This window comes from Pseudomonas yamanorum (assembly GCF_013386765.1).
GTDB lineage: Bacteria > Pseudomonadota > Gammaproteobacteria > Pseudomonadales > Pseudomonadaceae > Aquipseudomonas > Aquipseudomonas yamanorum_A.
Genome location: NZ_JACARE010000065.1, coordinates 1 through 23,777 on the forward strand (window position 1 = coordinate 1; position 23,777 = coordinate 23,777).

A 23,777-nucleotide genomic window follows, 5' to 3' on the forward strand; every position below is an offset into this window, starting at 1 on the left:
AGCTCTGCTTTCGCTCTGGATCTGGCTTCTACCACTCAGGCCGGCTTGAGTGGTGAAGCAAAATCAAAATCTAAAGCGGGCACGATCCCCTGTAGGAGCTGGCTTGCCGGCGATGGTCGTTAACGATGACGTTGGCGTCCTGAATGAACGCGGCGTTCTCAGGTTCTTCGCCGGCAAGCCAGCTCCTACAGAAAAGCGGCTTTTGCCTTTGCTTCACCACACTCAGGTCGGCTTTCAGGCCGCCGTGCTGTTGATCTTGATCTTGCTTTTGATCTGACTGCCCCATTCAGCCCGAGGCCGAACGCAGGGATTGAGGAGCGGGTAAACCGGCAGGACGCCGGTTTAGCCGCGACGGGGCAGGGACGCCCCGTCGCGGCGGCCCGCGGAGCAATCCCGGAGTGAGGGAACACCGAGCCTAGGCGAGGTGCCGACAGGCGGGGCAGAGCGTTTTGGTTACTTTGCCGCTTTTGCAAAGTGACTCGCTGTAAGAGCGAAACCATAGGCGGCCGTTACCTGAATAACGGATATACCCCCAATCACAGCAACGACAAAGGCAACGGCAATTCATAAGACTTCTTGACCGTCCGCACCACCAACGTAGACGAATAAGTACGAATCGGAATATCCCGGTAAATATCCAAAAACCGATAGATATATTCAGTGTACTCAGTGGCATCCCGAAACTTCGCCACCATCACAAAATCAAACTCCCCGGTCAGCAGATAGCAGTCCTGAATCTCCGGGTGGCTCGCCAGGATATGTTGCATCTTGCGGTCAATATCGTTGCTGTCCCTATCAAGCTTGATCAAAAAGAACGCCGTCACCTGAATCCCAAGCTTTCGCTCATCCAGCACCGCCACTTTCGCCTTGATAATCCCGACACTCTCCAACCGCCTGATACGCCGGTAACAACTGGTCGAAGACAGCCCCACACTGTCACTCAACAACTCCAGACTCTGGCTGCAATCCCTTTGCAATTTCCCCAGAATCTTCAAATCCATGGCATCTGTCATTTTTTCCATATCTTCCTTGAAAAAACTGCAATGAATCCACCGTAAACACCCGCCAATTTGCACAAATCCTGCGCAGCGGCGCACTAACATCAATCCAGCTTAGCAGCCCAGCCAAATCAGGCACCGGGCAGCATGAGAGGGATCTTATGATAGTCGCGAAACCGACATGGGCCACGGATATCCACGGCCTCTTCAACGCCCCCTACTGGATCCCCCAAGACCAACGCCCCGCCGTCGTCGCCTCCTGGGTAGGCTGCATGAACGCCTACTTCGTGTTCCTCGAAGACCCCGCCTCGGTCAAGACCTGGTCCGAAACCATCTACCAGCACCTGGCCTCGCGCAGCATGCCGCTGACCCTCGACCAGCAGCAATTCTGGCCCATCGATGCGCTGGAAACCTTCAGGCTGTGGGTCAACCAGGGCTGGCGCCTCACCCCAAGCTCACCCTTCGATGAAGCCGAACGCATTCCCCCCCCCGACCTGCCCCACCCGGTCAAGCGGGTGCGCCAGGACATTCGCGCCCTGAGCCTGGAACAACTGAACCTGTACCGCTCGCGCCTGGATGATGTGATGCAGGTGGCCAATGCCGACAGCGGCTCACCGTGGCAGCGCTACGCCTATATCCACACCAACTGGTGCCTGCATTACCAGGAGGCGTTTGCCCTGTGGCATCGCGCCTATCTGCTGTACCTGGAAGCCCTGATCGACTGCCCGATTCCCTACTGGGACTGGATGGCCGAAGACGCCAGTGTCGACGGCAGCCCCCAGGCCGGTTTGCCCCAGGCGTTTCTCGATGAAACCTACGTGCACCCGCATACCGGTGAGGTGCGGCCTAATCCACTGCGCTACGCCGCCGCCAAGGACGGCTGTTCGAAGGTCTGTGAAAAGGCCCCGGTGCCGGGGGTGGATTGCCGGTTCGTGCAACGCAACCCGCTGTTCTACACCCAGGGCGAGACGATGCGTTTCGAACGCACCCGGCTGTACGGCATGAGCCGGATTTTCCAGCAGCAGGTGGTGGACGCCCTGAAGTTCACCAGCTTCAGCCAGCCCCAGGGCGTGCCGGGTTATCCGTGGGCGAATATCCCGGTGTTTGATCCGCCCCAGGAAGACGACCTGTACCCCAACCGCGCGCTGAATTTCGATGGGCTGTACGAGCAACCCCATGACAACTATCACGGCTGGATCGGCGGCGACATGGCCGACAACGCCTACACCGCGTTCGACCCGGTGTTCAGCTCCTACCACGCCAATATCGACCGGATGCTCGAGGTCTGGATCCGCGCCCACCCGGCCGCGCAATACACCACCCAGTGCCTGCTCCAGCCCTTTTCCGGCAGCGAGGCCAGTACCGTCACGTTCACCAGTGCCGATGCCTGGCGCTACACCACCTTGGGGGACATGGCCCAGGACAGTCGGCATATCGGCTACGACTACGGCGCACCCGTTGCCCCGCCCTTCGGTACCCGCCACCCCGCTGCAAAGGCGTGTTGCCAGCGCAGTTCGACGCCCGCGCAGGCCACGGAACACGCCGCAGGCCTGGGGCCGTGGGTGGTGTTCGACCACGTGCGCTGCACCCACGACACTTACCTGATCGACGTCTTCCTCAACCAGCCCGACGCCACGCCGCAGCAGGTGAGCGCCGACAATCCGCACTATGTCGGGCGCTTCAGCCGCATCGGCATGGGCCTGGTGGATGACAAGGGCCGCTGCATCACTCACGGCGTGTCTCGCGCCCTGAATGCGGCGCGCAACACCAGGGCACTGAACCTCGGCCCCACGGACACGACGCAGTTATCCGTGGTGGTCACCCATCCCGATAGTGGCCGGGTATTGACGCCTGAAGAGTACGCGCCGCTGCCTGGCTTTATCGCCCAACTGGTGTGGGACGACCCGCGCCAAACCTTCGCCGGCCCTCCTCCGAGTGCCGGTTGCTGCTCCGCTTCCACCACCACAACACCTGGAGAACCGACATGAGCACACCCTTCAAACAGTTCACCTCGCCCGCCGGGCAAGCGCCCAAGGACTACAACAAGCTGGGCCTGGAAAACCAGTTGCCGCAGTTTGAAACCGACTGGAACAACGACCTCACCGGCTGGACACAGTCCGCGATCATCGGCAACCCGTGGTCGGGCCTCAATGACGCGCCGCGCTCGGGCTATTACAACCCGCTGGTGGAGGGCTACGGCCCCACCACGCCACCGGCGATCACCTGGGCGCCCTTCCCCAACCGGCTGTGGACGTTTTTCTACAACAACGGCACCGCGGTGATTCCGCAACTGGGCGGCAAGGCCATGACGTTGCAGCAGGTGATGGAGCTGACCGACAACGGCCAGATCACCCTCAACAACACCCCGTACACGCTCTACGATCCGAACAAGCAAGGCACCCTGCTGCAATTGCCCGTGACCCGCTGCCCGAGCATTGACTGGCAAGGCAAGTACAAGGATTTCTCGCCCTCGGGCCCGCGCGGCTGGCTGGACGAATACTGCGAGTGGTCGATCGTGCGCGACCCCGGTACCAAGAACATGCGCAAGATCACCTTTACCTGCGAAAACCCGGCGTATTTCCTCGCCATGTGGCGCATCGACCCGAACGCGGTACTGGGCCTGTATCGGGACTACATCGACCCGCAGGTGCAACTCGAGGACCTGTACTTGCGCTACACCGCCGACTGCCCGACCGGCAACAAGGGCGACCCGGTGATGGACCCCACCACCGGCCAGCCAGCCTATGACACGGTGAACAAATGGAACGCCGGCACCGCCTGCGTGCCCGGCCAATATGGCGGCGCGATGCACCTGACCTCCGGCCCCAACACCCTGAGCGCCGAGGTGTACCTGGCGGCCGCGGCCACCATCCTGCGGCCGCTGAGCAGCAGCCAGAACTCCCAGGCGCTGATCTGCTGCGCGCAATACGGGCAGAACTACCGCAACTCCGACCCGCATATCGGTTTTTCGGCCAACAGCGTGGCGGTGAATAACCGGCTGTCCCTGACCAACCCCATCGGCCTGTACCTGCAGCAACCCACCGACTTCTCGGCGTGGAAAGGTCCACAAGGCCAGGACGTCAGCCAGTACTGGAAAATTACCCGGGGCGCCGCAAAGTCCGCCGCCAACGGCTCCGACCAGATCCTGCAGGCGGTGTTTGAAGTGCCGGTGAGCGCAGGGTTCTCGATCAACGACATCACCATCAGCGGCCAGTCCATCGACTACGTGTGGGTGATTGCCCAGCAATTGCTGGTGGGGCTGAGCGTGACCACCACGCCCATCAGTCCGACACCGGATTCTTGCCCGTGCGTGACGGATCGGGTCAACGGTGTGCAACCCTGGCCGGTACAACTGCTGCCGCTGGATCTGTTCTACGGGCAGTCGCCCACCGACCTGCCAGCGTGGCTGGCTCCCGGTACCAGCGGGCAGTTTGCCCTGGTGGTGCAAGGCGCCGACCTCAAGACCACCGCCGAGACGGCGCGGGTGCAGTTTTCCAATCCCGGCGTCACGGCCGTGGTCACGAAGTTCCTGCCCGACGCCTCGGCCATCCCCGGGCAGACCAACTCCGGCGGCACCCAGGGCTACCTGCTGACCATCACTGTGAGCCCCACCGCCGCACCGGGGCTGGTGACGGTGCGCGCGCTCAACCCGGGCGAAGCCGATAACCCCAGCGCGGCGGAGCACCCATGGGAATCCGGGTTGGCGCTGGTGCCTGGCGCCTGATCTGAACGTTCCACCGTCCTTGTGGGGAGGCAGCTTGCTGCCTCCCCACAGGTTTACCTTCATGCAAGGAGCGCGATGATGTCCAGGTTACGCTTGAGTGTTTTATCGCTGCTGGCCAGTGTGGTGCTGAGCCTGTTTACGCTGCAGTCGGCCTATGCAACACCCCAATCCGATGCCGACGCCTGCGTGCAGCAGCAGTTGGTGTTCAACCCGGCCAGCGGCGGCTTCCTGCCGGTCAACAACTTCAACGCCACCGGCCAGAGCTTCATGAACTGCTTTGGCTGGCAGCTGTTCATTGCGCTGAACTGGCCAGTGAACCCCGGCTGGCCGACCACCGCCGCCCTGGCGGGCGAACCGGACATGAACAGCACCCTGGCGCAGTTCGGCGTGCCGACCACCGCCGGGCAACCGATGACGGTGGCGCCGGTATGGGCCAGCTACAAGGACGCCAACGATATCTTCCTGCCGGGTGCGCCTGTGCCCTCGGGCTGGGGCGTGCAAACCCTGGTGCCGTCCAATTGCAGTACCCAGGGCAGCCTCAAGGCGATGTCGGTGGGGGCGCGCAAGTTCATGACTGCCACCTCGGAAAGCGCGATCAACGCCCGCCACGGTTTCCACTTGTCCAGCGGCACCCTGGCGACGATTCCCGACCCGATCATGGAAGCCTCCGGCGGCTGGCTGACGGATCAGGCGGGCCAACTGGTGTTCTTTGAACGCAAGGTCGGCAAGGCCGAGTTTGATTACATCGTCAGCAAAGGACTGTACGACGCCGCCAATCAGTTGAAGGTGGCGCAGAACCTCGACAACCAGAACCCAGGCGGGCTGTCCTTGCCCATTGGCGAACCGATGCGCTCACTGCCGCCGACCCCGGTGCCACAGGAACAACTCGGGGCGCTGGAGCTCAAGGCCGCGTGGCGCATTCTCACCGGCAAGCCCGAACTCTATGGGCGCTACCTGACCACCGTCGCCTGGCTGAAAAACCCGGCCACCTTGCAGTGCACCCAGCAAGTGGTGGGCCTGGTGGGCCTGCATATCATCAACAAGACCCAAGCCTCGCCGAACTTCATCTGGACCACCTTCGAGCAAGTGGACAACGTGCCCGAACCGGCCCAGGCCCCCACGCAGCAGACGCCGCCGGACGGCTTCGCCTTCAACAACCCCAACTGCGGCACCGGCCCGGAATGCACCCCGAACGTGGCACGCATCCAGTGCCAACAGCACCATCCCGACCGCGACTGCACCGAGCCGTACCCACGGGACCAACCGGTGCAAACCACCCGGGAACATCCGCTGCCCACGGAGCTGCAGGCCCTGAACGGCGCGGTGCAGGCCAACTTCGCCCAGCAGAGCCAGGGTAAATCGGTGTTCCAGTACTACAAACTGATCAACGTACTCTGGACCCTCACCCCCAACCCGCCCGTCCAGCCGGAACCGGGTGTCAGTGCGGCGGTGCCGCTGTCCTACGGGCCGTTTATCAGCCAGGGCAATGTGCCGGTGGCCAACACCACCCTGGAAACCTATGTGCAGGGCGATAACTGCAACGCCTGCCACCAGTACGCGACCATCGCCGGCAGCTCGACCCTGGCCTCGGACTTTTCATTCCTGTTCAACAGCGCCGACTCGGCCCAGAAGAAAAGCCTGGTCAAACGTGTGAAAGCGTTCGAAACCATCAAGGACCAACCCTGAAAGCCTCCTGTAGGAGCGAGCTTGCTCGCGAAGAATGTGAACGATAACGCGTGTTGCGTGGATAAATGCGGCGCCCTCAGGTTTTTCGCGAGCAAGCTCGCGCCTACAAAGGGCCAATAAAAAAAGGGGCGATCAATGATCGCCCCAAATACAACGAGAGGTCCTTTTCTGCACACTACAAACTGATCTGCTGGCGCTCCTCATCCGTCAGCTGCGCCCGCGCCTGGTCACTCAACGGCCCGGCGCCGAGTACCTGCACCGGGCTGTTGGGGTTGTAGCCCGAGGTCTTCTGCTGATCCTGGGGCTTGCGTTCCACCGGCTCACTGCCAAAGCTCAACACTTCCACCGTGACAATCGACGCCCGGCCCTGTTTGGCCGCCGCCTGCTGGCTGCGCGCCGCGTCTTCGGCCGCCTGGGACGCCGCTGCGCCGGCCGCGCTCGCCGAGCTCATGGCCCCGGTGTTCACCGCCGCCGACACCGGCACCCCGGACGACTTGCCCTGGGTCTGGATGTTGGCGGCGTTGACCACCCGCAAGGCGGCAATGTTGATGTTGCCGGAGACACGAATCCCCGCCTCGCCCGCGTCGATGGTGCCCAACGGCGCGATCAGGTCGATGTCGCCGGCCGGGACTTCCGGAATCGGGTTCAACGTCGCGATCCCCGCACCGGTGCTCGGCACCGCTGGCGACAACGTCACGTTGCCCCAGTTGTCATAGACCCGCTTGGGCGGCGTGTACACCACGGTAGTCTTGGAACCGCGACCGGCGTTGATGTCGCCCTCGCCGGACCAGCCCAGAATCGAGCCGCCGAAGGTGGTCATGATGCGACTCTGGCCCAACAGGATGCTGCCCAGGGAGTACAGCTGAATGTTGCCCGTGCCCTGGGTTATCACACCCGCCGAAGCCGGTGGTGCCACGCCTTCGATACCGAAGGTCTGGCTGCCGCCGGGGGTGAGCATCTGGATCGAGCCGCCGAAGTTGGTGTGCACACCTGCCCCGCCAAACAGGCGGATATCGCCCTGGTAGGTAAGCGTGTTGCCCGCCACGTCCTTCTCCGGGAACAGCGCCGCAATCGCTGCCCGGCCACGGGCATAACTGCCTTGGCGTACACCGCCGACCTCGTTGTACTCGCGCCCGCCCGCCTCCAGTTCGGCAAAGTACACCTCACGGGCAAACACTCGTTGCTGCTCGGCAGGCAATTGCATGAAGTAAGCCACGGCCTGCTCGCTGTCACCGGCAAAACCGAAGCGCTCGGTCAGCCACGCCACCAGTTCGTTTTCGTAGGTCTTGGCCACTTTGCCGCCCGAGGCCGACAACGGTTCACCCGGCGCAATCTGATTGGCCGTGTTGAGGTAAGCCGCCACAAAGCGCTGGTAATCCCCGCCGTTGGCGCCTGCACCGGCCTGCATGACGATGCTTGCGCCTGGACGCAAGTCGCCGGCAATGATCGGGCCGAGACTGGTCACGCTGACCTTGTCGTCCATCACGATATTGCGCCCGGCAGTGATCTCCAGCGCGCCAGGGCCTGCAATGTTGAAGCTGCTGTAGAGAATGTCGCGCCCGGCGGAAACGATCGAGATGTCGGTGGCGTTGTTGTGAACGAACAGGTTGCCCGAGGCGAGCACGCCCGGAACAATCTCGCCATTGTCATTGGGGTTGGCACCGCTGCTGACGATATCGCGCCCGGCCATCATCCATACCGGCCGGCTGCCTTCGTACCAGGTCTCGCCGGCATGCGGCACGTTGATGTTGTTGTAGCCGATGATCCGGCCGCTGCTGACGCCAACCAGATCCCCGGTCAGGGCGTAGAAACGTGAAGGATCTGCGGTGTTGCTCAACGGCTCAGAGGCTGTGCCCGGGCCAAAAGCGAACAACGACATGCCCTGATTGCCGTAGGTGTTGTAGTTGCCCGTGCTGGAGGTGTTGCCGTAGCTGCTCGCGCCCAGGGTGGCAGCAATTGCCGGATTCCAGGGGGTAGCCATACTGCTCGGCGCCGAACCGGATTGAGTGACACTAAAACCACCGGCGTAGATCGAGTCCTGCGCCAGAAATTGCAGTTGCCCGTTTTTGCCAGGGGCCAGCAGCAGCGGGTAGCTGTAGACGGGCGAATCACGGAACGTGGCGGCCTTGCCGTAGTAAAGGCTGCCACTGGCCGCGGTCGCCCTGACGATCGACGGATAGACCACCGCCAGGTCCGTGTAGGTCGGCGCGATAACAAAAGGCGTCAGGTTGCCGCCTTCGGAATACAGGTCAATGGCGGTATTGGGGGTCCACAAGGTAAACCAACTACTGGAGCCGCCATTTACGCCGTCACGGCTGAAGGCCGAGCGGTTGTACTGCTGCGCACGCCCCGCATCTTCAACCGTCTGCACCACCAGGTCGCCCAAGGTATGCAAGCTGAACGTGGAGTCGCCCGCCACCAGCGTCAGCCCACCCTGCGGCGTACTGCGGCTGGCCCGCTCGGGCTCCAGCGCGCGAACCTCACCCGGCACCTGGGTGCCGGTGCCGTAGCGCAAGTCGATGCGCCCGATGCTGGCGGCCTGCACTTGTACATTGCCGCGAGTATTGACCAGCACACCATCGCGATTGCCGCTGGTTTCCATAATGGCGACAGGGTTGAGCGCACCTCGCACGCGCACCCGCATGTCGCCGCCACCGGTCAGTTGCAGGCTGCCGTCGCTGCTTACCCGGCCGGTGCTGCCGACTGCCAGCACCAGGCCCTGGGTACGTTTGTTGGTGACATCCCCAACGAAATTCGGGATTTTCAGCGTGCCCGCATCGCCGCCCACGTTTACATCCAGGTCACCGCCCCCCAAGGTGCCGAAACCGGTGAAGCCAATCAGGTTGTCAGCGACGATGTTGGTGTAGGTGCCAAAGTTGATCCACCACGCCGTGGGCTGGGCCTGGCCGCCGGTTGCAAACTCGCCACTGCCCTGGCGCCACAACCAGTTGCCGATATCGGCCGTGTTGCTGCCCCCATCGTAGGGGTTGGGGCGCGAAGGGGTTGAGAGGCCACCGGCATCCACGTGGCCCGTCAGGTCGCCACCGACGTTCAGCGTCAGGTTCCCGCCCGCTTGCGGGTACCAGGCGCGGTACAGGCTCTGGCTGCCCCCGTTGACGAACTGTTCGAAGTAGCTGTCGGGATCCTTGAGCACCGTGCTGCCGCCCGCCAGGGCCCGCGGCTGGTTGAACGGGTCACCCGCCTCAGTGGTGGTGGACGAGGTGCCGGCCGTGTACACACCGTACGTCGAGTTCACACTCAGGTTGCCCGCGCTCAACAATTGCAGGTCACCGGTGCCGGTACGAACCACGCTGAACAGCGAGTTGGATGGGGTTGGCGCGTATTCCTTACCGCCCGAGGCCACACAGTACGACGGTGTGCTCTGGCAGAATTCCGCCACGGTCTGGCCCGTCATCTCCAGCATCCAGGCGTCGTCCATCGCACTCCCGGGTTGAACAATGATGCCTTGGCCAGCGAGTTCATCGGCCGCCTGCTGGCTCCAGGCAAAGGCCGCTTTGGCCGAACAGTATTCCGGGCTATTGCCGCAGAAATCGGCAACCGAACCCAAGCCAAACTCATCAAGGATCGATTGATCGACCGGGTCACCTTCCTTGACGGTTACACCATTACCGGCAAGGTCCTGGACCGCAAACGCGGTCCACACCAGCACACCTTTGGGCGGCAATTCCTTGGCGAACATGCCGTAGTGGCTGTCGGCCAGGCGCAGCGTGCCGCTGCTCGGGTCCGGCTTGAGCAGCCGACTGTCCGCAGCCTCGGTGTCAGCCCCCGCGACCAGGCGCAATGACCAGGATTGCGACCCTTCGGCCAGCATCGGGGAAATGGCCCAGAGTTGCCCCTGGCGCCCGGCCACTTCAGGGCGCAACTCGATCGAATCCACCCCGCCCACCAGCTTGACGTCGGTGCCGACCGGAATCAGTGCGCCACGCGCCAGGGCGATGTTGCCATCCAGGGTGACGACATTCTTGCCGCCGTCCACAGCCCCGCTCAAGCCAGGCAATGGCACGCCTTTGGGCCAGGTCATGGCTCGCAGTTGGGTGGCCTGGGTCAGCAAGGTGCCGGCTTCCAGTTGCACCCCGGCTTGCAGGGTATACGGCTGGCTCAACAGCGTACCGGCCGCCAGCAACACAGCACCCGACGCATCCAGTACTGCTGCCGCGAGCACGGTACCCGCAGGCAAGGTCAGGTCCCGGGCCAGCGTGGCCCGGGTTGGCAGGCGGGTACCGGCCACTACGGTCATGCCTTTGATCGGCAAATCGTAGTTCAGCACCGAACCGCCGATGTAGGTGGTGCCATCGGCCAGGACCACACCATTGCCTGGCACGATGATCTCGCCGCCGGCGAAATCCCGACCCGCCAGCAACAGCCAGCCCTTGTCATTCATGGTGTCCGGTGGCGGCGAGAAGCCGTCGTTGAGGCTGCCGTAGATGTTCAGGTCGCCGCCGGCGCGCAAGGTCAGGCTGCCGGACTCGCCCGAGCCATACACCGAGGTTTTCTGAGTGTTGGGGTTGAGGCTGGCGTAGCGGTAACCGGACAGGTCGACATCACCCTGCACCACCAGGTCGCCGTCCGGAGTCTTGCTGATGATCTCCACGCCCGGGCGCAGGTGGAACGCATCGGCGTAAGTGGCGTTGTTCAACCCGGCCAGCTTGTTGCTCAACAGGTTGGTGTTTTGCAGCGCGGCGTTGATAAAGGCTGTGCTCAATACGTGCTTGCCATCCAGATACGCCTGATCAATGACCTGATACGGCCTGCCACTTGCGGTCGGGTCGGTCATCAGCGGCGCGTCGTCGTAAGTCGCCATGCCGTTGAGGGTGATCGCACGCGCACCTTTGATCGTCAGTTTGCCCCGTGCATCAATGGCGATGTCATTGTTGTCGATGCGCGGTGCGTTCAATTCCAGGGTGCCGCGATTGCGTCCGTCATTGCCGGCCGTGCCCGAGGTGCCGTGACGCAGGTCGATAGTCGCGCCATCGGCCAGGGTCAGTAGCCCGGTGCCGGACCCCAGTACCACCATCGCCCGGTTCGGGGAGTCGATGATCTTGCCGTAACTGTCCACCCGCACTTGGCTGCCGTGGGCATCCAGCACCGCGCTGCCGTCCAGGGTCAGGCCTTTTTTGCCGGCCAGGTTGATGCTGCCCACGCGCTCACCGCTGGCGTCAACCCGCCCGCTGACGCGCAGGCTGCCGTTGTCGACCGAGACGTTGATGGTGTTGGCCTTGAGGCCGTCACCGATGGTCAGGTTGCCCTGCTTGAGCTGGAAGCTGCGCGCGCCGAACACGCCCCCCTCGTTCAGGCGCTGGTTGAGTGCGGCAAACTGCTGATCCAGCGAGCCACTGGCGCCCAGGCGCTGGGCCTGGATTTCCAGGATGCCGCCGAGATACGGCACATAGGTGCCACCCGCGTTGTAATAGCCGCTGCTGCCCCCCAGGATCTTGCCTTGCAGGTCGACTGTGCCGCCAGCCGCATTCACCGCCACCGCGCGCAATCTGCCGCCCTGGTTGTACCTGGCCGACAGGTCGATGGTCGAGCCCGCCGCCTGCCGGATATTGCCATCGCGGCTGTCGAGCAACACATCGCCGCCGGCGCCGTATTGGGTGATGTCGTTGAACACCACCGCGCGACCGGCCACGTCGATCAACGCGTCATCGGTAAGCACCACATCGTCAGTGGCTTGCAGCGTGACCTTGCCGCTGGGCAGTACCACTGCGGTGGCCAAGCGAATGGTTTGGCCTTTGAACGACAACTCGCCGCCATAGCCTGCGACTGCACCACGGGTGTCGGCAGCGCCTGCGAGATCAATCGTGCCGCCAGCGGTGATGCGGTTCAGCGAGCCACCTTCACCGGTCATCAGCGGCGTCACGATGTTGAGGTTGCCGCCGCTGTAGGCAAACCCGGTGACCGGGTCATACGTGCCCTGGCGCTGATACACCGACAGGCTGCCTTTGTGGTTGGCGGTAATCCGCTCGCGGGCATTCAGGTTGACGTTGGCAAAGCCCAGTACCAGGCGATCAAAGACGGTGTTGGTATCGCGCTGGGCAAAAGGCCCATAACCGAACTCGATACGTTCGGCGTTGATATCCAGGCGCCCACTGCCATTACCGGCGCCGCCAGCAATGACCGCGCCCGGCCCGCCTGTGGCGCCTTGCCAGATCAGGTTGGCGGTGTGAATGGTCGCCACATCATCGGCATTCCCCGAACCGTAGATCGCCGGCGTCGACAGCACCAGATTGCTCAGCAACGACTTGCCGGTCACCGAGTCATAGGTATCAAGGGTGGTGGTGCCGTAGAAATTGAACGCCTGGCCGGCCGACAGTTGCAGGGTTTCCAGCGCCGGAGCTCCCGACTGGGTGTCGCCGCGCATCAAACGCTCAAGCACTTGCTGGTTGAGCGTCAGGCCTGACGGCAACACATTGCGCGCAGCGGCATCGGCCAGCCCGGCCGTGCTGCCGACGTTGATATTGCTCAGGGCCAGCGCCAGGTGGCGAGTGCCGTAGCGCACCTGGTCGTCCAGCTGCAGGTCTTTGTCGGTCGCGGCGATAATGCTGCCCTCGGAATAGATCGTGGTCTGACCCGAGCAATTGCCGCTCGGGCACACGCCGATCCTGATACCACCCGAAGGCTCACCGTTGAGGTTTACGTAAGGCATTACATTAAGCAGGCCGTTGGACACGGCCAGCATGCTCGGCACCCCCTTGTAGACAAAACCATCACGCGCGTCATAGATCGCCGCACCGCGCCCCAGGGTATTGATCGAAGCCCCCTGCTCAACCACGATGTCGCCACGGCCCGATACCATGATCACTTCCGGGGCCGACAGGGTTGCCCCGCTGCGCAGGATGACCCCGGCCCCAGGGGTGTTGGAACCAAACGGAAACATGATGACGTTGCCGTTGCGGCCATATTCCACTTGGGGCAAACCGCCGATCATCAGGCGTTTGGCGCCCAGATTATTCAGGCTTTGGGCGGTCAGCGTCAGGCCCTCGTAGGCTGGCAGGGGGCTGCCGGCGTCAACGATCTGGGTATCCCGGCTCTCGGCAGTGTCACCGCCCAGGTTGATCACCCCCACGGTGCCGCCGTAGCCGCCTTTGGCGGCCTCAAAGTTGCCAATGCCCTGGAACGAGAACGTCTCTTTGCCCCCGCCGCCGTTAAACCCCAGCTTGAGGGTCTTGGCGTCCACTTCCAGCATCGGGCGTGGCACACCGAGCCTGGCGGCATCGGCAATGGCGAACTGGGCGTAGCTGGTTTCGTTGTACTGGGAGTAGCGGCGCAAGGTGTCGGCCGAGGTCAGGATCACCTGGCTGTTGACGCTGTTGTGAATGCCGGTGTTGATGATCGACAGTTGCCCGGCCGTCGACCACGACCCGTTGCGCATCAGCGTGGTTGTGCCGTCGCTGCCCTGGGCGGCGAACCCGTTGATCTCCACCCGGAACGCTCCCGGCTTCAAGGCATAGGTGGATGGCATCAAGGTGTAGGTGCCTGCCGGCAAGCCCGGCACTCCGGCACCAATGGTGATCTGCTGGCCCACCAGCGGCGTACTCGCGCCGGCTTCGCCAGCCACCGGCGCATAGCCTGATTGAACGCCCGGCACGATGGCATAGACCGGGTTGGTGCTCAGCCCCGGCAAGGTAAAACCACCGTTGGCCCCGAACTGCACCAGCGGGTTGAAGCGCGCATCGGTAGAACCGCCGCGCCCGGAAATAAAGCCGGCCCCCAGCAATTCGCCGCCACCCGACAGGTCCAGCGTGGCGTCGGGCAATACGTCCACCGACTTGCCCCCCAGAATCACCCCGACCGACAGCTCTCCACCGTTGGCAGCGCCGATACCGCCCTGTCCGGTAAAGACCACGGTCTTGCCGTTGTAGCGATAAACCTGGCCATCCACGGTGCCGCCATACGGCAACACCAGGCCCTTGGCGCTGACCGAGGTCAGGCTGCCGGGCAGCAGTTCCACCTTGTTGCTGCCCAGGTTGCCGAGTTCGATCAACCCCAGCGGCGCACGCAACACCCCGCCCTGCCTGATGGTGTAAGCGCCCAGTTGCAGGCGCCCGAACACCGAGTCCGGTGCCACGCCGTTATCATCGCCGACCTTCTCGATCGTCAGGGTGCGAGTCGGGTCGAAGATCAGTTGATTGCCCTTGTTGCCAAGGCTGCCTACCAGCACCTGGGCCTTGATCTCGGAGCCCGGGTAGATGCGCGCGGCGCGCAGGGTCATGTCGCCCGCTGAGCTCAAGACCGTGCTGAAACCACTGGGTGTATTGCCGCCATCGCTGCCGGCGAGAAAACGCAGGTCGCCGCTGCTGTTGAGCCGGACCTGATCAAAGCCCTGCTCGGCGCCAAAGGCGAAGCGGTCGCGGATGTCCAGCAAGTCGCTGTTGACGGTCAACACGCCCTGGCTGCGAAACGTCGGCGAGGTATCGCTGATGTACGCCCGGGTCCACGCTTCCATCCCAGGTTTGTCCGGCTCAAGCAAACCACTGAGGAGTACATGCGGCGCACTGAGATTAATCTGCGAAGTCGGTTTCGCGTTGCGGGTCAGGCCAATACCGCCCGAATACAGCTGCAGGCTTTGCCCCATGTGCAGCGAGGCATCGCCGTCGAGATTCAACGCCCCCCGCACCAGCAAGGTCAGGTTGTCAAAACCACCGGCCTGGATCTGGTCGATTCCGAGTGCGCCGTGACCGTAGATCAACGCGTCTGCCGCCGCTTCTGCAGTGTCGGGCAAGGCGCTGGTTTGATGCTGCTGGTTGAGCACCAGTTCGCGTACCGGCAGTACCCGGTCCTTGACGTGCAGCTTCAAGTAGTACGGCGACTCCAGTGCCAGCGCCAGACGCCCGCCGGCCGCTCCGTCGCCACCGGCGTTGGCGACGAAACTGCCGTCCAGGTACAAACCGTTGTTGGAAGCAAAAGCAATGTTGCCGCCGTTGCTGGCCACCCGCGTACGGCCCTGGCCCGGCAGATCGAGCAGCGCCTGGCTGCCGGACGCATCCAGGCGTGCACCTTCACGCACCACCACAAACAGGTCGCTGGCCTTGGCTATGCCGGTGACCGGATCGATATCGCCACCGACGGTGATCTGGCCGCCATTGCGTACCTGGCCATACACCCCGCCACGATTGTCGACAGCGGTCACGGCCCGGGAGGCCACGTCAATCACCGCCTGTTCGCCGATCCAGATCGACCGGCCATGGCCGTTGCCTTCGACTTGTGTGGAGTCGGTGTTGCTCAAACCCGCGAGGCTCACCGTGCCGCCCCAGGCATTGAGCGTGCCGTCGACGGTCAATTGGCCGATGCTGCGCAGGTTGATTCCCTGGCCGGGGTCGACGCTGATGACCGCGCCTTTGCCGACGGTCAGGGCAGTGGTCGCGGCCAGCGCGCCTGAAGCGATCGTGGTACCGGCATTGAGGTTCAGGCTGGCGCCACGGCGTTGAGTCAGCACGCCTTTGACGGCGTCCTCCTGGTACAGCGGTGACGCCCAGCGTTCCAGCGCCGTGGTCGGGTCGCTGCCGCTTGGGGTGGACAGTGCCTGTTCACCCAAGCGGTAGACCGGCATGGACACATCGACCTGGGTGCCGTCAGTGACCAGCAGCCCCTCGTTGCCGGTGATGTCGTACGCCGAGAAGCCCTTGTTGAAGAAGTCCCCTGCCAGGTGCAGGGTGTCGTCGCTCGGCGCCGTGGCGTTATCGCCGATCTGCACCTTGCGCGCCTGCACGGCCAGCGTACCGCCGCCGTTGACGCCGTAACCACGAATCTCGCTGCCCAGTTCAAGCGCGTTCAGAGCCGCCAGGGTCGCGCTGCCGCCCTTGCCACCGATGACCTTGCCGTCCAGGCCAATGGTGGCCCCGGAGGACACGTCCACCACACTGCCTGCCGCCAGTTGCAGGTCGCCGGTGCTGCGCAGCGACACCTTGCCGCCGTCCAGATACGCCGCGCTGGCGTTGTTGACGCCGTCCTGCGCCAGGTTGCTCCAGCGCCCGGAAGCGTCCAGCCTGACCCCTTCGGCCACATTGACCCAGGCCCGAGTGCCCGCCGTTGGCAGCAGGTACACATCGCCGACGGCCATGCTGCGATCCCTGTCGGGTTGGTTAAGCAGGTTGCCCGCGTTGAGGCTGCCACCGTTCGCCGTCAGGTTGGCATTGACCGCCACCCTAGGTGCAAACAGGGTGATGTCGCCGCCATCGGCCACTTTAAGCGCGCCGTTGACGGTGATCTGTTGCGTCGCGGCGCCTTTGATCGCGCCCAGTTCGAAGCCGTTGAGCAGGTCACTGTCAAGAATCACCTTGCCCTGGCGGTCAGCGGGCAAGGCCGCGTCCAGGTCCAGGCCATCGGCGATCTTTTGCGCGCCGGGCTCGAACAGAATCTCGCCGGTCACCGGGTTCAGGTTGTAGCGCAAAGTGCCGGTGCTTTTATTGAACACCGGTGTGTAGCCGCCGATGATCAGTTGCGCGCGTTGCGCGGCAGCCTTTTGCGACTGCGCATAGCCATCCATGTTGAGCGTCGGTGTGTTGATCTGACGATCACCCTGGAACACGTCGCTGATCAATCGGCCTTCGAGCACCGCACTGGCGGTGCCGATCACCAGCTTGCCCGCATCGCGGCCTACGGTGTAACCCGCCTCGTAGCGTTGTTGCGCGGCAATCAGCGGGTTGTAGTAATGGTCGGTGCGGCCCCAGCGTGCGCTGGTGTCTTCAAAGCCCTTGTAGAAACCCGAGTAGAGAATGTCTCCCGGCGCCCTGGACAGCTCATACAGGCGACCATCGGGGCCCTTGAGCCAGCTTTGCCGGATGTAGCCATCCTGCACGTCGATCGTGCCGCCCGACAGGTTGAACTGGGCGCCCTGTTCAGTCACCACTTCCTTGCCGGTAAACGTCAGCGTGCCACCCTGGGCCATCCACTCGCTGACGGTATGCCCCTGGGTGCCGAGGTAACCGCCGACCTCCAGCAGGCCACCGGCGGTGTACCAGCGATCGGTGGCGTAACCATTGGTGCCCGCAGGCACAAACACCAGCTCACGCAGGTCAACCCACACATCGTTGTTGATCAACTGGCCGCCGTCACGGTTGACCGGCGCATCGCGCTGCTCGTTACCCTGGACGTTGATCTTGATGTTGTTGGATTCCATCGACACCTTGACGCCAATCGCGCCGGACACATCAATCATCGCACCGTCACGCACCAGGCTACGCTGGCCTGCCGTGACCGCCACCTGACCGCCGGTGGCCAGGGTGATGGAGCCGTCCTTGAACTCCACGGTGCCGCCGCTGACGATCTCTACCCGGGACTGATCGATACGGTCACTGACCGTGCTCAGGTTGTTGAAGCGCCCGGTGGCCATATTGACCGCGTCCGGGCGGCCGTCGAGGTTGATCAGGCCGTTGTCGCGCTGGCTGTTAAGCGCGGTGTTGCCGGTGTTGTCGAGAAGGATTGCGGTGGTGCTGCCCTGCCCCAGGGTCACGCTGCCGGTGGTATCGGTGACCGAGTTGAGCAGGTGCACGGTGCCTCGGTTATCCACCGAGGTGCTGGCCAGGGCCACGCCGTTTTGCTGCACCTGGTGCCCGGTCAGGGTGATGTCGCCCGTGGAGGCCAATATCAGCCCACTGTTGCTCACCTTGCCCGCACTGCTGCCCTGCTTGAGGCTGGTAGCCACTTCGTTGCCGCGGGTGGTGGAACCCTGATTGCCCGAGGTGCCTACGCCGCGGCGAATGTAAAAGCTGTCGCCGGCGGCCAGGGTGGTCTGGCCCTTGGCGGTGATGATCGTGCCGGCGTTCTCGACCTCAGCCCCCAATAGCAAAGCGTAGCCGCCGGAGTCGGTGGAAAGCGCCGGGGAGTGGGTCTGGATCAGCGCACCACGCTGTACCTCGACCTTGCCCGCGGCGTCGGTAAACGTTGGCTGTGAACCATTGATATCGACGTAGATCCCGCGCTGGGTGAACTGGTCATCGGTGATGTTGGCGGCGGCGGCCACCAGGTTGCGCACGTTGACCTGGCTGGTGCCGCTGAAGACCACGCCATTACGGTTCATGATCATCACCGTACCGGCGCCGGTAATCTGGCCCTGGATCTCGCTGGGGCGTGCGTTGGGATCGTTGACCCGGTTGAGCAAGGCCCAGTTGGACTGCTGCTGGAAATCCACGGTGGTGTTGCGCCCGACGTTGAAGGTTTCCCAGTTGAGGATCGCTTTGTCGGCGGTCTGCTCGATGGTCACCGTGGTCTTGCCGCCGGATTGGTTTTGGGTCGGACCTTTGGCATTGACCCAGCCTTGGGTCAGGCTGTTGTCGACCTGCAGGCCGCCTTTACCGAGGCCGTCGGGAATGGTCGAGACCTGGCCAAGCGCCGCCTGCCGGCCCGCCGCCTGGGCTGCCTGCTGGGCGGCAATCGCCGCCACGCTGTTGTTCAACGTGCTGATGGAACGCGCCAGCTGCTGGTTGACCTTCGCCTGTTGATTCAACGCCGGAATCCCCGGCACCTGCCCGGTGCCGAGACGCGCCGCCGTGGCGGCCTGGGAGGCGCCCTTGTCGGCAAACCAGCCGGAACTGAACGCCGCCGAAGCGGCATGGGCGTTGCCCGCCACCATCAACAAGGCAATCGCCTGGGCCAGCGGCTTGAGGCGCAGGACTGTCTGGGCACGTGGCGCCCGAGCATTCAGGTTAACCGGTGGTTTGCAGCGGACCATCAGGAATCTTCCTTATTTGTAATCGCCCGGGGGCAAGACACGCTCATGTATGAGGGTTAGGCGGTTGGCGCGGGGCGGGACCGAACTTCTGTCATCGAAAGTTCATGTGGGCCTGTTAACGCAAAAAAAATCAGCAACGGCACAGGCCGTTGCTGATCGGTGGTGCGGGGTCTTGCAGGCTTGGGTTACAGCGGACGACCAATACCGTTGCAGATGTTCGACTTGCCGATGCTCAGGTTGCTGTCAGCATTGAGGAAGGTGTCGTTGATCGCGGTTTTCCAGGTGGTTGGCAGTGGCACGAAGCGGTTGTTGCGGATGGCCGCATCGTTGCTGCTGAACGCGCTGGTGTTGTAGTGACGGGTAAAGAACGTACGGACCTGGGAGGTCTGGTTAGCGTCGGCGTAGCACTGGCTGAACACCACGTTGGTGAAGCCCAGGATTGGGTAACCGCTGCTTGGGTAGGCGACGACGCTTGGGTCGGTAGCGCTGGTGGTAGCAGCAAACACAGGGACCCAGTTGTTTGGCAAGGTACGGTTGGCGATGGCAGGTACCGCCACAGCACCGATGGCCGCCGAAACGTTGGCTGGAGCAGGCGAAACACCGGCAACGGTTGCAACCTTGGTGGCGTCATCCAGACCGGCCAGGGTGGCTGCTGCGTAATCCGGGCTCATGTACGTGACGCGACCTTCAGCGGCATTCAGTGTGCTCATGACACCGGCGCTGGTGTCGGTGAAAAAGCCACCGGCCGGGTTGGCTTGTTGCAACGGGTTGAGTGCGCCAGCGGGCAAGCCGCCGGAGAAGCTGCTGCCGAAGGCCTGGGTCACGGCGAAGGTGCCGCCTTCCAGGGCCGGGCTGCACTTGGCGTTCAGGAAGCGCGTGAACAGTTCAGTGGTGCCGCTGTTTTCCTTGCGGTAAATGACGGTGATAGGGCCGGTGCGGCCAGAGTCAGCAATCAGGTCCCAGGTGGTCAAGCGACCCGAGAACACACCGCACAGGTCGTTGACGCTGAGGTTGACGGTCTTGCCTGCTACACCGCTCTTGTTGAACGGGATGGCAACCGAAGTGGCCACCGAAGGCACCTGGATCAGCGGGCCCCAGGCAGTGCCATGGGCCGTCACGTAGTTGCTCAGCTCGGTTGAGGACAGCTTGGAATCGCTGCCGGCCCAGTGCACGTTCTTGCCGGTGACGGTGGCGTCCAGCTTGCTGTAGTCGTTGTTCAGGAAGGCAGCCTTGCCGTTGCCGCTGCCCACACCGATGTACGGCGCGAAACCGGCAGTCAGGACGCCGGCAGTCTGGTACAGCGGTTGTGGCAGGGTGGCGCCGCCGCCGTTGACGTCAGCCATTGCAGCCTGGGCCGAGCACAGTGCAGCGAGGGTCATGGATACCGCGAGAACGTTGCGCTTAAACATGAAGAAGCTCCTTTCGTCGTGTTTGTACGTTTGGGGTAGATGACGCTATGGCTTCGGTCCCGGGCTGTGTTCCGGGGGTAACCAGGGGTGAGGCCATGGGTATGAAATTTCGCAGCATCCGATGACAGCAAAAGGAAAAAACCTCGGGAGGAACAGCTTGATTTTTAAAAAGATTCTCGGGTGTTTTGGTCACACTTCTGGACGGTTTCAGGGGGCGGTGACAGCGAGGTTTCACGTTGGCTTTTCGGCACTGGGCTGGAGGCCGCACGGGCCGTGTCGGGGGGGGTTGGAACATGACAGAACGAGGAACCCGAGGTTGAGACCCGCGTGTCAGGCGCAAGAAAACAGCATCGAAGAAACGCGGTTCGAATGTGGGAGCTGGCTTGCCTGCGATGGCGGCGGGTCAGTTGGCATCCTGGGCGGCTGAAACACCGCTATCGCAGGCAAGCCAGCTCCCACCTGTTTGACCGCGTTTCGTCAGCAACTAGGTCACCAATTGGTTGATTTCGATGATCGGCAGCAACACCGCCATCACGATCACCAGCACCACGGCGCCCATCACCACGATCATCAGGGGTTCCAGCAAGGCGGTCATGCCCATCGCCCGGCGCTCTATATCCCGGGACAGGGTTTGCGCCGCACGCTCCAGCATCGGCGGCAGGGAGCCGGTCTTTTCGCCACTGGCGATCAGGTGGATCAGCACCGGCGGGAAGACTTTTTCCACCGCCAGCGCCGGGGCCAGGTTGACCCCTTCGCGAACCTTGGCGGTGGCGTCGGTGACGCACTGGCTCAGGCGGTCGTTGGACAAGGTCTGGCGCGCCGCTTCCAGGGCGCGCAACAACGGCACGCCGGCGCCGCCGAGAATCGCCAGGGTCGAGGCAAACCGTGCGGTATTGAGCCCCAGCACAAAGCGCCCGATCAGCGGCAGGCGCAGCACCCGGCTGTGCCAGTTCAACCGCGCCACGGGGTTGCGCAGGTACAGCCGCCAACTCCAGAAACCGCCCACGATCCCGGCAAAACACAGCCAGCCCCAGGCACGGATAAAGTCGCTGGCATTGAGCATCGCCAACGTCAGCCCCGGCAGGTCCTGGCGCGCCTGGGAAAACGCACTGACCACCTGGGGCACCACGTAGCTGAGCAGGAAAATCACGATGCCGATGGACACCAGCCCCACCACGCCCGGGTAGATAAACGCGGTGAGGATCTTGCCCCGCAGGTTGTTGCGTTCCTCGATGTAGTCGGCCAAACGCTCCATGACCTGGGCCAGGTCGCCGGACTCCTCCCCCGCCGCGATCAGCGCCCGGTAGATCGACGGAAAATCCCGTGGCCGCGCGGCCAGCGCATCGGCCAGGCGCATACCGCTGCGCACATCGGCGCGCACCGCGCTCAAGGTCTGGGCGATGTGTTTTTTCTCGGCTTGCTCCACGGTAGCGCTCAACGCGGCTTCCAGTGGCAGGCTCGCACCGAGCAGGCTCGCCAATTGCCGGGTGGCCCACGCCAGGTCGTTGTCCGAGAGCTTGGCACCGAACCGGCTGCCACCGGCTTGCGGGTGATTGTTCTCGACCTGCACCCGCAAGGCCGTCAGGCCGCGGCTGCGCAGGTGGGCAAAGGCGCCGCTCTGGCTGTCGGCTTCAAGGTGGCCAGACTCCAGCTTGCCGCTGGCGTCGGCAGCGTCGTAGCGGTATCGGTTCATCAGGCGTCCCGTGTTACGCGCAGGATTTCTTCGGGGGCGGTGGCGCCGCTGCGCACCCAGCGCTCGCCGTCTTCGCGCATGCTGAACATGCCGGCCCGGCGTGCGGCGGCCCTCAAGTCCTGCTCGCCGGCGCCCTGGTGGATCAGGCCACGCAGCGCATCGTCGATGCAGAACAATTCGTGGATGCCGGTACGGCCGCTGTAGCCGATCTGGTTGCACTGCGCACACCCGACAGGCCGCCAGGTGCCGGGCGCTGCCGGGTCTTCCTGCTTGCAGTGCGGGCAGAGGCGGCGCACCAGGCGCTGGGCCAATACCCCGAGCAGGGAGGACGCCAGCAGGAACGGTTCGACGCCCATGTCGATCAGGCGGTTGACGGCTGAGACGGCGTCGTTGGTGTGCAGGGTGGCGAGCACCAGGTGACCGGTGAGCGAGGCTTGCACCGCGATCTGGGCGGTCTCCAGGTCGCGGATTTCGCCGATCATGATGATGTCCGGGTCCTGGCGCAGGATCGCCCGCAGGGCCAGGGCGAAGGTCATGTCGATCTTGGCGTTGACCTGGATCTGGCTGATGCCCGGCAGGTCGTATTCCACCGGGTCTTCGACGGTGAGGATGTTGCTGGTGCTGGCGTCCAGCCGGGCCAGGGCGGCGTAGAGGCTGGTGGTCTTGCCGCTGCCGGTGGGGCCGGTGACCAGCACGATGCCGTGGGGTTGGCGGATCAGGCTGTCGAGCTTGGCGAGCACGTCGGGGTCCATGCCGAGGGTTTCCAGTTGCAGGCGCCCGGCTTGTTTGTCCAGCAGGCGCATCACCACGCGTTCGCCGTGGCCGGTGGGTACGGTGGAGACGCGAATGTCGATGGGGCGGCCGGCTACGCGCAGGGCGATGCGGCCGTCCTGGGGCAGGCGTTTTTCGGCGATGTCGAGTTGGGCCATGATCTTGATGCGCGAGACCAGGGCGCCGTGGAGGGCTTTGCGCGGGGAAACCACGTCACGCAGGGTGCCGTCGACGCGGTAGCGCACTACGGAATGGGTTTCGTAGGGTTCGATGTGGATGTCGCTGGCTTCGTCGCGGGCGGCCTGGGTGAGCAAGGCGTTGATCATGCGGATCACCGGGGCGCCGTCCTGGGTGTCGAGCAGGTCGGTGATTTCGGGGATGTCTTGCATGAGGCGGTCGAGGTCCACCTCGTTCTCGGCGGCGCCCACGACGGCGGCGGCGCTGCCGGTGTCGGCGTAGGCGGTGGCCAGGAGGCCGTCGAGTTCGTCGTCGCGCACATGGATGAGCTGGGTTTGGCCGAACTGGCGGTGGACTTCGCTGATGGACCAACCTGGGGTTGAGGGGCAGATGGTCAGCGTGGGGCCCTGGGGTCCTGGGTGAAGGAGGATGCGTTGGGATTTGGCCCAGGCGTAAGGCAGGAGGCTCATGGGTGTGTCCCTTGGGTTGTGTACATATCCATTCCTTCGGTTATGGCCGCTATTGGTTCCGCTCTTACAGCGGCTCACTTTTGAAAAGCGCAAAAGTAAGCAAAACGCTCTTGCCCCACCACTCGGCACCTCGCTTAGGCTCGGTGTGCCCGCACTCC

General features: G+C 63.6%; 9 protein-coding genes. 4 read left to right on the forward strand and 5 right to left on the reverse strand.

What is annotated here, in order from left to right:
• Positions 1–103 precede the first annotated feature (103 nt).
• The gene (locus HX875_RS31395) at positions 104–277 is read left to right on the forward strand and encodes a hypothetical protein (protein ID WP_177048798.1); all 174 of its coding nucleotides are present in this window, start codon (positions 104–106) and stop codon (positions 275–277) included.
• A 259-nt stretch (positions 278–536) separates the two neighbouring features.
• On the opposite strand, the gene HX875_RS31400 is transcribed toward HX875_RS31395, so the two are convergent.
• Positions 537–1,022 (reverse strand): Lrp/AsnC family transcriptional regulator, encoded by a 486-nt coding sequence (locus tag HX875_RS31400; protein ID WP_177048800.1) that lies wholly within the window; start codon positions 1,020–1,022, stop codon positions 537–539.
• A gap of 137 nt (positions 1,023–1,159) precedes the next feature.
• Here HX875_RS31400 and HX875_RS31405 point away from each other — a divergent pair, with 137 nt between their 5' ends.
• From HX875_RS31405 to HX875_RS31415, 3 genes are all read left to right on the forward strand, one after another.
• Complete coding sequence (locus HX875_RS31405) at positions 1,160–2,986, forward strand: tyrosinase family protein (protein ID WP_177048802.1); 1,827 nt, start codon at positions 1,160–1,162, stop codon at positions 2,984–2,986.
• Positions 2,983–4,722, forward strand: a complete 1,740-nt coding sequence (locus tag HX875_RS31410; RefSeq protein ID WP_177048804.1) for a hypothetical protein — start codon at positions 2,983–2,985, stop codon at positions 4,720–4,722. The genes HX875_RS31405 and HX875_RS31410 overlap by 4 nt, the downstream gene beginning before the upstream one ends.
• 78 nt (positions 4,723–4,800) lie before the next feature.
• The gene (locus HX875_RS31415) at positions 4,801–6,408 is read left to right on the forward strand and encodes a hypothetical protein (RefSeq protein ID WP_177048805.1); all 1,608 of its coding nucleotides are present in this window, start codon (positions 4,801–4,803) and stop codon (positions 6,406–6,408) included.
• A gap of 175 nt (positions 6,409–6,583) precedes the next feature.
• Here the strand turns inward: HX875_RS31415 and HX875_RS31420 are convergent, their stop codons facing one another.
• The 4 genes from HX875_RS31420 to gspE form a co-directional block, all read right to left on the reverse strand.
• Positions 6,584–19,099, reverse strand: a complete 12,516-nt coding sequence (locus tag HX875_RS31420; RefSeq protein WP_177048807.1) for a filamentous haemagglutinin family protein — start codon at positions 19,097–19,099, stop codon at positions 6,584–6,586.
• A 185-nt stretch (positions 19,100–19,284) separates the two neighbouring features.
• Positions 19,285–20,508, reverse strand: a complete 1,224-nt coding sequence (locus HX875_RS31425) for a substrate-binding domain-containing protein (protein WP_177048808.1) — start codon at positions 20,506–20,508, stop codon at positions 19,285–19,287.
• 484 nt (positions 20,509–20,992) lie between these two features.
• Positions 20,993–22,201 (reverse strand): type II secretion system inner membrane protein GspF, encoded by a 1,209-nt coding sequence (gene gspF, locus HX875_RS31430; protein ID WP_177048809.1) that lies wholly within the window; start codon positions 22,199–22,201, stop codon positions 20,993–20,995.
• Positions 22,201–23,619 (reverse strand): type II secretion system ATPase GspE, encoded by a 1,419-nt coding sequence (gene gspE, locus HX875_RS31435; RefSeq protein WP_177048810.1) that lies wholly within the window; start codon positions 23,617–23,619, stop codon positions 22,201–22,203. The genes gspF and gspE overlap by 1 nt, the downstream gene beginning before the upstream one ends.
• Positions 23,620–23,777 lie beyond the last annotated feature (158 nt).